This window comes from Bacillus sp. AFS015802 (genome assembly GCF_002561455.1).
Taxonomy (GTDB): Bacteria; Bacillota; Bacilli; order Bacillales; family Bacillaceae_B; genus Rossellomorea.
In genome coordinates, this window is sequence record NZ_NTUP01000020.1 from 163,812 (window position 1) to 175,963 (window position 12,152).

Annotated in this window: 9 protein-coding genes; 1 reads left to right on the forward strand and 8 read right to left on the reverse strand. The window is 43.8% G+C overall.

Going from position 1 to position 12,152, the window contains the following annotated elements; translation table 11 throughout:
- Positions 1–52: 52 nt before the first annotated feature.
- From CN378_RS14390 to CN378_RS14415, 6 genes are all read right to left on the reverse strand, one after another.
- On the reverse strand, positions 53–1,375 hold the full coding sequence (locus CN378_RS14390; protein ID WP_098353021.1) for a 2-hydroxycarboxylate transporter family protein: 1,323 nt from the start codon (positions 1,373–1,375) through the stop codon (positions 53–55).
- A gap of 141 nt (positions 1,376–1,516) precedes the next feature.
- Positions 1,517–2,227: a response regulator gene (locus tag CN378_RS14395; protein WP_098353023.1), complete on the reverse strand. Its 711-nt coding sequence runs from the start codon at positions 2,225–2,227 to the stop codon at positions 1,517–1,519.
- Positions 2,220–3,821, reverse strand: a complete 1,602-nt coding sequence (gene dcuS / locus CN378_RS14400) for a DcuS/MalK family sensor histidine kinase (RefSeq protein WP_098353025.1) — start codon at positions 3,819–3,821, stop codon at positions 2,220–2,222. The genes CN378_RS14395 and dcuS overlap by 8 nt, the downstream gene beginning before the upstream one ends.
- A gap of 110 nt (positions 3,822–3,931) precedes the next feature.
- Positions 3,932–4,864, reverse strand: coding sequence for an alcohol dehydrogenase catalytic domain-containing protein (locus CN378_RS14405; protein ID WP_098353027.1), 933 nt, complete (start codon positions 4,862–4,864; stop codon positions 3,932–3,934).
- Between the two features lie 52 nt (positions 4,865–4,916).
- On the reverse strand, positions 4,917–6,359 hold the full coding sequence (locus CN378_RS14410; protein ID WP_098353029.1) for a serine hydrolase domain-containing protein: 1,443 nt from the start codon (positions 6,357–6,359) through the stop codon (positions 4,917–4,919).
- A gap of 293 nt (positions 6,360–6,652) precedes the next feature.
- Positions 6,653–7,429: an enoyl-CoA hydratase-related protein gene (locus CN378_RS14415; protein ID WP_098353031.1), complete on the reverse strand. Its 777-nt coding sequence runs from the start codon at positions 7,427–7,429 to the stop codon at positions 6,653–6,655.
- 152 nt (positions 7,430–7,581) lie between these two features.
- On the opposite strand from CN378_RS14415, the gene CN378_RS14420 reads away from it, so the two are divergent.
- Positions 7,582–7,884 carry a hypothetical protein gene (locus CN378_RS14420; protein WP_218924822.1) on the forward strand — a complete coding sequence of 101 codons (303 nt, stop codon included), beginning with the start codon at positions 7,582–7,584 and terminating at the stop codon, positions 7,882–7,884.
- Between the two features lie 40 nt (positions 7,885–7,924).
- On the opposite strand, the gene CN378_RS14425 is transcribed toward CN378_RS14420, so the two are convergent.
- Together CN378_RS14425 and CN378_RS14430 are read right to left on the reverse strand one after the other, a co-directional pair.
- Positions 7,925–9,481, reverse strand: coding sequence for a fatty acid--CoA ligase family protein (locus CN378_RS14425; protein WP_098353033.1), 1,557 nt, complete (start codon positions 9,479–9,481; stop codon positions 7,925–7,927).
- Between the two features lie 149 nt (positions 9,482–9,630).
- Positions 9,631–12,033: a M14 family zinc carboxypeptidase gene (locus tag CN378_RS14430; RefSeq protein ID WP_098353035.1), complete on the reverse strand. Its 2,403-nt coding sequence runs from the start codon at positions 12,031–12,033 to the stop codon at positions 9,631–9,633.
- Positions 12,034–12,152: the final 119 nt, after the last annotated feature.

Here is a 12,152-nt window from a genome sequence, read left to right on the forward strand (position 1 = left end):
TTAAAATAAAAGATAGGCTTGACTGTTACAGTCAAGCCTAAGTGTATCATATTTACAACAATGGGATGATCAATCCGGCCAAGAGCAGGATCAGTGCACCGCCAAGGCGTGAAGAAATCTGGGCGAAGGGCATTAGCTCCATTCGTTTGGAGGCTGACAAGACGGCAACATCCCCCGTTCCCCCCATATTCGCCATGCATAGCCCAGCAGTGATGGCTGCTTCAATTGGATAAAAACCTACCAGTTTTCCAAGGATCGCAGCACCGATGATCGCCCCTAATACTACTCCGAATACGGTCAGGATATACTGAAGGGTCAACGCTTCAAGGACCGTATTTAAATCCGTATAGGCGACACCGATCCCAAATAACAAAGCGAAGGTCCAGTTACTGGCTACAAATTGATACCACTGACTTGCCCCTTCTACTACATTTTGTGGAATGATATTTGAGATCTTAGCCACAGCCACCAGAATGATCATGATCGCATAGGGATGGAGTGGAAGAAAGGAGCCCAGCAAGGTCCCGACCGTAAAGAATGTAAGGGCAGCAAGTAATCCTACCCCCATCTTTTCAATGTTATACTTCTGCTTTGTTTTCTCATAAGTGAAACCTTTCATAAGCTGACCGTTTCCACTTAGGGAAGGCACTTTTTTCCCGATAATATCAAGAACCGATGCTAAAATGATGGCAAATACATTCCCTAACGCCAGTGCAGGCACAAGCATTGAAATATAATAGCTCGGATCATTCCCCATCATTTCCGAATAGATTTGACTCATGGGGACGGCTCCGGCTCCCATTCCCCCTCCCATGATCGGCATGGTAATGACAAGGATGGCTTCTTTAAGGGTAAATCCGACAAGTGAGCCAAAAATCCCTGCTACAATCACAGCTCCGGCTACCGCTCCAAAAATAGGAAGAAAATAGCGCAGTCCCACTTTGACCAAAACCTTTGAATTCATCCCTAAAATACTTCCCGTAATTAATGCCGCAATATAAAAATTCAGGAACCCGCCTGTTTTCATGAAATCGGTCATAGACGTCACCGTTGCCTCCGGAAGTAAGCCTGCATAGACCATAAAAGCAGATCCGAATATCGCAATGATCGCTCCCCCACCGAGAAATGTTTTCACAATCGGTGTACGATCGCCTACCCATCCAAATAATTCACCAAGCACCATCATGACGAGAAGACTCCCGATCATTCCCCCTGGAAGATTCCCCGTATACAAGCTGGCTAGCGTGATTCCCGTAAAAATAAGGAACCATAGGATCGGCATATTAAAAATCCGAAGTGAACCTTCTTTCGTAAAAGTACCGTTCTCTTTTGCTTTCTCCCCCTTATAAGAGAGTGTTGATGCTGCTTGTCCCATCTCGTTCATCCCCTTTGTCGTTTTTAAATAACGAAAACGCTTACACTATATGCCTATTTTATGAAAGCTCCTTCCCATTTCAAAGGTTATGAAACTATTATTTATTTTTTGAAATTAAAAAAAGCAGCCTAAAGGAGCTGCTTATAAATAGGGTTGAAGCCGGGGGCTATTCCTTTTATTCAACGTATATTGATAGACCGGCCTTCCGATTCCATACATCAAAGTCTCATCCACCACGCCGATATCTTTCAGAAACCTGAGGTACTTTCTGATCGACACCCGTGAAATGGAAGTCACCTCTGCAATATCATCCGTTGTAAAAGACTCGTCTTTAAAACTCTTCATTTCGTCGTAGATGGATGATAACGTACTCCTCGTCAACCCTTTCGGAAGAAGTGCTCTTTCTCCCGGATCCTGTCCATCCCTGAGTAATAGTAAATCCAGGTCACTCTGATCGATGGTAGATTTTGTTTGCAGCATTCTATTATTCTCCCGATATGACGTCAACGCTTTTTTAAACCTTTCAAATTCAAAAGGCTTAATTAAATAGTCCACAATTCCCATCCGGAGGGCACTTTGGATCTGTTCGACTTCTGATGCCGCTGTGATGAGGATAACGTCTGTCTCCCGTTGTTCCTTCCGTATTTGTTCTAACAAATCCATCCCCGTTCGTTTACCGGGCATATAAACATCCAATAAAACGAGGTCAATCCTACACTCATTTACTTTCACCATTGCATCTTCAATCGAATTAGAAGTCCCGATTAAATGAAACCCTTTGATTTCTTCCAGATACCTTTGGTTAAACTGGGCCACCATCGGATCATCTTCCACGATCAATACATTAATCACCCGGATTCCCCTCCTTATATGAAGCTTGAACAATCATGGTCGTGCCTGAGCCTTCCTTGGACTCAACATGCAGGGTCCCATTCAATTTACCGAGACTCTCTTTTACTAAGAAAAGTCCGTAGCCCCGTCCATCCCCCTTGGAAGAATACCCTTTAGTGAAAATATCTTTCACCATATCATCCGGCATCCCTATACCTGTATCCGTCACAACCATTTCAAACTGATCCTCCTGATAAAACAACTCCACCAGTACTTCCTTTTCATTACGGTCCATGGTTGCTTCAATACTATTATCCAAGAGGTTTCCAATCACGGTAATCAGCTCATGGGTAACGGAAGGGTCCTTAGGTTCTGGAATGAAGTCGTGGCATTCAACCGTTAATGATACGCTCTTTTCCCTCGCATAGCTTAGTTTTCCCATGATAAAACCGGCAAGGGCAGGGTCTTTCACTTTCGACGTCACCGTGCTCACTTCATCGAAACGTAAGGAAACAAGCTCTTTCACATACCGTTCCAGATGGTTGTAATCGTTCATCTTGACCAATCCCAGGATCACATGCATCTTATTCATGAACTCATGTGACTGGGCCCGGAGCGCCTCCGCATATGATTTCACACCTGTCAGCTGTTCCGCTAATTGATTCACTTCCGTCTTATCACGGAAGGTGGAAATGGCACCTACTACTTCATCATTCACGAATAATGGAACCCGGTTCACGAGGATAGACACACCATTGATCGTCTGCTCCTCGTCAAGCTCGGGTTTTCCTGTCTCCATGACGCGTTTTAGCCTTGTATGAGGCATGTATTTCTCAATCGGCACCCCAATCGGATCAGAGCTCAATCCTGCTTTATTGAAAATTTTGAGTGCTGACTTATTTACCAGGGAGATGGTTGAATCTTTGTTCACAGCCACCACTCCTTCATGGACCGACTGAAGCATCGTATTACGCTCTTCCAGGACTTTCGCAATTGCGATGGGCTCAAGCCCGAATAAAATTTTCTTAATGTACCTGGCAATGATCACCGCGCCAACAACTCCTACAACGATTCCGATGCCAGTCCCCAATAAAATATTCGAGTGACTTTGATCCAGGGCTTCCTCTACGCTATTTAAGGAAATCCCGACCGACACGGCTCCGATCTGTTCATGTTGCTCATTATATACAGGGGAAAAGGCTCTGACAGACTTGCCCAAAGTGCCTTCGGAAATGGACAAGCTTTCTTTCCCTTCCAACACATCTTTTTCATCCCCGCCGACAAAGTGCTTGCCGATTCGATCAGGATCAGGATGAGATTTCCGTATGCCCTTCATATCCATCACTACAACAAACAGAACCTCTGCCGATTCCTGGATATCCAGAGTGTATTCTTGTATGCTATCTTCATTTTCTTTATTCTCAAGTCCATTCTTCACAATCGTCGAGTGAGCCACCGTCCTTGAAACGATCTTTGCCTTGTCTTCAATATTTGTCTCAATATTATCGTTGATCGTCCTTGAAATAAGCAGATCGGTCATGACAAGGGAGACGAGGACTACGACACAGACGAAGAGGATGATAAGGGTACTTAATCTAAGCTTTTTCTTTTTCAAGGGAGTCACTCCAGAGTTTTTTGGTATGATTATTCATTTTACATGATTTTCGGTGTTTAAAAAGGGGGATGTGTAAAAGAGGCTCCATGAGGAACCTCTCGTGAGGGGTTCTAGAAGTATGTCACTAGAACCTTTATGGGGGAAACCTTTCCTGAATCCAACTCTTCAAAACACTTTGGCAGCTCCTTGAACTTGATTGTCTTTTCAAACAGCCTGCCCAAGCCGGCATCTTTATCTTTCATTTGTTCAAAATACCATTTGGAATGCTGATGGTAATCCCAGCCATCACTTGAACCAACAATCTTAAGCTCTTTGCGGTAAAAGTCTGGTTGCAAATGAAACGTTTCCTTATTCCCATCGGATAATATGCACATTTCGCCTTCAGGCTTGAGCGCTTTTTGCACTGTCTTGAATGCATCATTAAAGCCCGAGCACTCTAATCCATAATCATAGAAATCAACTGGGCAATCACTTTGATTTTCAATGACGGTTTCCGCACCCAATTTCCTTGCTAATTCGCCTCTCGTGCTGCAGGGTTCTACCATATCAATATGACGAACTTTCATATACTCTTTCAAAAAGTAGACCGTCAACAGCCCCATCGTTCCTGAACCAGTCACCAACACTCGATCGTTCTCTTCAGGTTTCAATTTCAGTACGCCTTTTGCTGCATCACAAGAAAGTATTACGAGCAATGCGTCTCGATAATCTACTTCCTTTGGCACGAAGATAGCCTTATTCTCTTTTACAATCCCATAGTCTTTATGCCCGTAAAAGGCAACAACCCGGTCACCAATAGTAAAGCCTTTTACTGCTTCCCCCTTGGCCATCACTTCACCATAGCTTTCATAACCGGTTTCTTTCGGATAGGACGGCGGATGATCAGTGGAATCCGTTTCATTGTATTGAGGTAATTCAGCCCCAACGCTGATGGCTCCTGAGACAGTTTTGATTAGAATCTCATCTTCTTTTATTGGAGGTAGGGATTTAGTTGTCCACCGTAATGTCTTTTTTTCTCTTAATTCAAGTGATGTTTGTATCATGGTATTTCCTCTCTTTCGCAATTCATCTTCTCAGGAGTGTATTTAGGATTGATCAATACCCTTCTTCTTTTCTTTTTAGCAATGCACCCAGCCAACATAGCGATCCATATAAAGTTAATATCCCAACCACAAGATTTATGAAGAAGGCTATATCGGGGGCGTATAGATTGATTGAATGCCAGGGAGTGTAGAAGAAGTAAGTTATTGAAGGAATCAGTCCAAACGCGAAGATTACGGAGAACGTTCCTGTAAAAATCCATCTCCTCTTCTTTATGGAGGTTTTTGTTCTGAGTCGATATAAATTCCAACAACATAACATAAGAAGAAAAACCGTTATAAGCAATGCGCTCCATTGCAAGTGGTGATCCATCGTCTTCACATCGGGCATTTTCCCTTCCTCTAGAATAGTCCTGATGCCGTCTCTCATCCATACGGTTGAAAGAACTTCTGAAAAGTTATTTTTGTTTGTGAGTAAAATAAACCCATAGTTTTGTTTGGGATTAATGAATAATTCCGACCGGTAGTCTGGTGTTTCACCACCATGAAAGTAATAAGGTTCATCTTTACTTGCTGAGATCCTCCAGCCATAGCCGTAATACATATCTTCTTTTCTATGAACTTGTGGAGAAGTATACATTGAGAAAGTTTTATGTGAGAGCCATTTATCGTCACCGTCCATCATAAATCTTATGAACTTGGACATATCACCTGAAGTAGAGACCAGATACCCGTAAGGTACACCGCTATCATCCATAAACCCTTTACTTTTTATAGGTTTGCCAAGCCATGATTGAAAACCGGGCTGATATCCTAATGCTTGTGCCTCTTCAAAATTTGACGCCGTCCTTTTCATGCCGATTCTATTAAAAATCTCAGAATCCATGAACGAAGAAAATGTTTGATTTGTTACATTCTCAATTATTCTTCCCAGAAGAAGATAATTTGCAGGGCTATATTCATGCACTGTACCAGGTTCATGGCTCAAAGGAACATTATTGAGTTCTTGAACGGCTGTGTCAATTGCAGCTTCTCCCCGTAAATTACGATCAGCAAGGGCCAATCCATCATAAGAACTGATTCCGCTTGTATGGGTCAGCAAGTGCCTTATGGTGATTTCTTTGTTGGATTCAGTTTGATTGTAATGAAAATCAGGTAAATAACGGGATATCTCTTGGTCAAGCTCAATCTTCCCATCCTCCAATAGCTTCATGATAGCCAGGCTGGTTAAGGGCTTACTGATGGAGCCAATCGCAAACGTGGTTTCGTCAGTAACCCGGTTCCCATTACTCTGTTTTCCATAGCTCTGCTGAAATAGAAGTTTCCCATCCTGCACAATAGCCAGAGAAGCACCTGGAATTTCATACTCTTTCATCGAATCTTTCATAAATTGATTGATGAGTTCTTCTTTTTGATTAATCCCTTCTGCATGAACGTGGGAATGAAAAAGAATAGCCATACAACAAATCAACCCTATAGTCAGCACTGCTTTTCTCAAAGACTCCAGTCCCCTTTCTCGAAGGAAAGCCTGTAGAATAATTCATTTACATAAAATTACCAATAAATAAATCACCTTACTAACGGCTTGGGAACTATCTTATAGTAAGACTAGAGGAGTACTAAAGGGTAATCTTTGGAGGAGAAAATTTATTTTCAAAAATGATTTCCACAATCATTCCCCATAAAAAAGACCCGCCACCAGAGCCAAACCGCTCCATCAGCAGATCTCCAACCTACACAAAACAACCATCACTCAATCCCACTGCAATAGCAGCAGAGCAACGATTCTTATTATTTCCCCTTGAATTCCGGCTTTCGCTTCTGACTGAATGCCAATAATGCTTCCACCCGGTCTTCAGTCGGGATCGTGATTTCGTATGCTTTCCTTTCAATCTGCAACCCGGTCTGCAGGTCCACATTCATCCCATTCTTCACGGCGAACTTCGCCTGTTGCAGGGCAATCGGTCCGTTAGCCAGCATAGGGTCCACGAATGAATGAACTTCTCCCAAGAAATTCTCTTTTTCTACTACCTTTGTAACAAGTCCGATGTCCATTGCTTCTTCAGAAGTTAATCGTTTAGCGGTCAGGATAAGCTCCAGCGCTTTCGATTCCCCGACCAATCGCGGCAGGCGCTGTGTTCCGCCCGCTCCCGGAATGATGGCCAGGCTTGTTTCAGTCAGACCCATGGTGGTTCCTGCTACAGCGATGCGGAAATCGCAGGCAAGGGCAAGTTCCATCCCTCCTCCAAATGCATAACCGTTCATGGCAGCGATGGTCGGCTGCGGAAGGGTGGCGACAGATTGGAAAACTTCGCCTATTTTGTATACGTTGCGGATGACCTGCTGTTCGGTCAGGGTTTTGCGTTCTTTGAGATCGGCTCCGACCGAGAATGCTTTTTCCCCGCTTCCTGTGAAGATGACGACCCGGACATCCGGATTGATGCGTAGTGCTTCCACTACTTGTTGAAGTTCGTTCAGTGTATCGTAATTAAAGGCGTTCATCGCGTCAGCCCGGTTGATGGTGACCGTTGCAACGTTGCCCTTTTGTTCAAGTAAAATGGATTCCATGTTTGTTCTCCCCTTTGTATAAGTGTTTCCTCCATATGTATGATTCGACACGAATCGAGAAAACCCTTTCATTTTTTATTTAGGATGAACACATCCCGTTCAGATGAATACACTATTCGTGACATCCACCTATAAAGGAGCTGTATCGTATTATGTATCATCCTTCCAGTCAAAACCATTACTTTCAACAACAACAGGTGAACCAATACGTCAATCCTTACTATCGTGAAACGAAAAGCCTTCCGGATCAGTGGGTTGAGTATATCCAACCACTGGTGACCCGTGCCTTATCGGAAGTGGAGGAAGGGATCAACCTTACCCATCTCTTCCAGGAATTTATTCTATCGGGTGTATTGGTTGGCCAAGGTTTCACTCCAGACCAGGCGATCGAGCAAGTAGAAAAGTGGGAAAAAGGTGAATCCAAACTCTTACAGGCGAGTAAAGCAATGAAATGAAACAAAAAGATGCCCAGTGATCACCTGAGCATCTTCTTTTTTATGATTGAAGCACTTGCTCCTTCAGCGCTCTTCGTAAAATTTTCCCCGTTGTGTTTTTCGGCAGTTCATCCAGGAACTCGATGGATGCCGGAAGCTTATATTTCGCAAGATGCTCTTTACAATACTCCAGTACATCTTGTTCTGTCAGGGATGGATCGCTTTTCACAACATAGCTGCTGACGGCTTCACCCTGTTCGGGATGCGGCACACCGATGACTGCTGCTTCCACGATGCCGGGATGATTATACAGCACTTCTTCGACCTCACGCGGATAAACGTTATACCCTCCGACGATGATCAGCTCTTTTTTACGGTCCACGATATAGAAATAGCCTTCTTCATCCATACGGGCAAGGTCTCCGGTATATAACCAGCCGTCACGGATCGTGGCTGAGGTTTCTTCTTCCATCTTGTAATAGCCCTTCATGACATTCGGGCCTTTGACAATCAGTTCACCGACTTGTCCGACGGGCACTTCTTCTCCCATTTCATCGACGACTTTATTCTCCAGGTTCATGATCGATGTACCGATCGATCCCGGTTTTCTTGGTCGATCCAGCGGGTTGAAGCATGTCACAGGTGACGCTTCGGACAATCCATACCCTTCAGAAATCATGACGTTGAACTTCTTTTCAAAGTTTTTCAAGAGGGCCACCGGCAGGGAAGCGCCGCCTGAAATACAGAGACGAAGTGATGATAGATCTTCGGGGTTTCCTTCTGAATACTGGAACAGGAAGTTGTACATGGTCGGTACCCCGGCGAATACGGTAGGCTGATACGTCTTCGATAACTCAAAGATGGCTCTTGGGCTGAAGCGGGGAACGATTAACAATGTCGCTCCTCTCAATAGCGGTGCATTGAGGACCACTGTCAAACAAAAGACATGGAACATTGGCAGAGCCGTGATGACGGTGTCGTCTTCATTCATTCTCAGGTAGCTGCCGACATCGGTTGCATTGGAGTAAATATTTTTATGTGTCAGCATGGCGCCTTTCGGTTTCCCTGTCGTTCCCGAGGTGTAGAGAATGATGGCTACTTCATCTTCATCCACTGACTCACCCTTAAACCCTGGATCCCCTTTTCCAAGTACAGTTGTAAACGATTTCATTTTAGGGTATGCAAGAGACATCTTTTCTAAGTCGATATCCTTTGCCCGTTCATCCCCCGATTCACACAGGATGAAGTGCTCCACATCCGATAACAGATGCTGCATCTTCTCAATTAATGGCACAAGTAAATCAAGTGTGACGATGGCCTTCACGTCACCATTTCTCAGAATGTATCCAATCTCATCGGGTGTGTAGATCGGATTGATCGGGATGACTTTCAAACCGAGACGCAAGGCCCCATATAATCCGATGACGAAATGCGGTGAATTTCCTAATACAAGCGCGATATGATCCCCTTTTTTCAAACCCAATTGCTCTAAGCCGCTTGCAAATTTTGATACAGCACCATTCAGTTCCTTGTATGTACTCGAAGTATTCAAGAAATGATAGGCTGTTTTATCTGCTTTCTCTTGAGCGATTTGATCCAACCGTGTTGCGATATTCAATTGTATCCCTCCCCTTTTTGGTAAACTGAATGAATGGTCATTCATCAAACTATTAAAAGTATTCAAAATATATTCTATATAAAGAATAGTATTAATACAAGTATCTTGACGCAAAAAAACCGCCCATTTTGGACGGTTCTTCCATTTTCTCATCGTGCAAAAATCGCATTGGATACTAGTCTGAACAGATAATCCGTATGATCTCGGAAGGTTGGCTCGAGTCCCATCAATAATACATTTTCATCCTTTACGAAAACCGGCTTTCCTTGAGCCTCTTCACTGCCTTTCCAATGTCCGGCCAGGAAGAAATCACTGCTGTTTTGATAGCTTGATAGAATTTCTGCATTGCCTGTATTCGTATACCATGTTGGTTGATATACAAACCCAAGGTCTGCTGTGTCGTAACCAGCTGTGTAAGTAGAATCCGCGTGGGATAATTGAACGATTCCGTTACTGTTGGAGCCGCCTGCTTCCACTTTCACATCGCTTAATCCAAGCTTTGTCGTAGCCTGGGATGCACCTGCACCGATCGCAAGATACTGTCCACCGTTCGCCACAAAACCTTCTACATTCGATTTAAACGCTTCATATTGCGCTTCATCCTTCAATCCGAATTCAGAATTGGCCGCACTATTTTGATAGGAAATGAGGTTCAATCTTCCGTTATAAATAAACACATCTGTTGAATCAAGACCCTCTTCAGCTACCTGCCCGGGAGTCTTTTCTTCCACCGTGAAGCCAAGACGTTCCAGAGCAAGCTTCGTTCCAGAGTGGGATTGAGCTTTGTTCATACCTCCATCTTTTAATAGGGTTATATGCTGGGATGTAATTTCTTTCGCTCCCGCAGGAACAGCTTGGGAATGAATCGTGACAGCAGTATCTTTCACCAGGTCGGAAAGTATTGGTTTTGCATCTGCACCTGCATACAATGTTCCATCTTCACCCCTGTGAAGAGTGTGTCCACTATTTATCAATTGGTTGGCAATCGCTATAGATCTGGCGGAGGTATTCGGAATTGCATATGGTCCGTCCCCAATAACGGCTCCACTTTCATTCAGTGCCCTTACCTGTTTGGTTTTTACATTCAGTTCATTGTCACTGCTCACTTCCACTGCATCGAAGCCCCATAATTCAGGCAGGTTCCAGGCAGAGATATCGTACATACTCGGTGTATCTTCAGTGATGTCTTCCCCGTCCCAAAGCATCGTGTTCGCAAGTCCTGCTTTCGCTTGATTCATCGGTATGATATACGTTCCTTTAGGATACGTCACGCCATCAAACGTGAAATCCTTCTGAGCTTCTTCTACACCAATATCATTTTCTTGAAGATGGCGAACGGCTTTCAAAGTAGCCGTTTGATCCTGTTTATCGTTTGGAAGAATATATGCAGATGGGAAATGGCCCTCAGCATGGAACGGGTGATTAAACTTTACCCCACGTTTAAAGACTTCGATCTGATCTTTGACCATCTCCACTTTATTTTCGCTCGCATACCCGAGGGCACCCATCACGGCATCATACGTCCATTGAACCCCGTCCCAATCATTGGTCGGCGCTTCAAGTGTATACCCATATGCCCCGTGGTACATGGCATACATCGGAGTGAAAATCGGTGGATAATCATCCCAGCCGGCAGAATCGTCACGTTGTGGGATATAAGTCCCTTCCATATTTTGATAATCTACTCTAGACGACTCCGTATGAGTATTTTCATAGTTTTCTTTATTTGCAACAATAGTGGACTCCATCGCTTCAGCTTGATTCATTGCCCATTTGGAAAATAAGTCATATTCGTAGTTCGGATTATGAGGTGGCGTACAAGGCTCAATCAGACCTGGCTTCGAAGGTCCCCCATACCCTCTCACATATCCGTGCAGATCAAGGAATACCATTGGGTTCCATTCCGTGATAAGGTCTACCATATGCTCTGTTTCAGGCTGGGATTGAGTGATGAAATCACGGTTGAGATCGATGCCATTCCCGTTGAAACGGGTAGCATCAATACGTCCATCCGGGTTCGCCACGACGTTGAATATCAGGATATGATCTTCGAGAATACCTTTTGTCTGTACATCATTTTCTGTCGCAAATCGCTCGATTAATTGGAGTGCTGCATCCGTTCCGACAAATTCCGTTCCATGGATGGATGCATTGATCATGACAGGAACCTTTAAATCAGGATGCTTGTCGATAAAGTCCTGTGCTTTATCAGGGGATTTTATCATTTTCTTACGCAGGCCTTTATAGTACCCATATTTCCCTTTTGATTTCTCATCGGAGACGGTCACTACATACATATCGTGACCGGCCGCTGACTTTATATCACTCTTCTCGACCGTCACACGATTACTTTCCTCCGCAATAGCATCAAGCTTTCCTTCGATTTGAGAGTATTTGACGAAGTCATAGTGCTCACTATTGAATAGGCTTTTATCTTTCTCATCCAGTTGAGTACTTTGAATTGTCGTTTGAGGAGATTCTGCTAAAACGTTGAATGGTGTGGTGGATAGTAGAGTAAAACTGGCAATTCCTGCAATGATCTTTTGTTTCATTTATGTACCTCCAAAATATGTAATAGTATAATGATAGAATAAATATTCATAAAGGTACATAAATATTTAGACCTGTATTTTAGTTGGGCGAATTTTCCCATAAAAACGAGAGGTGTTCC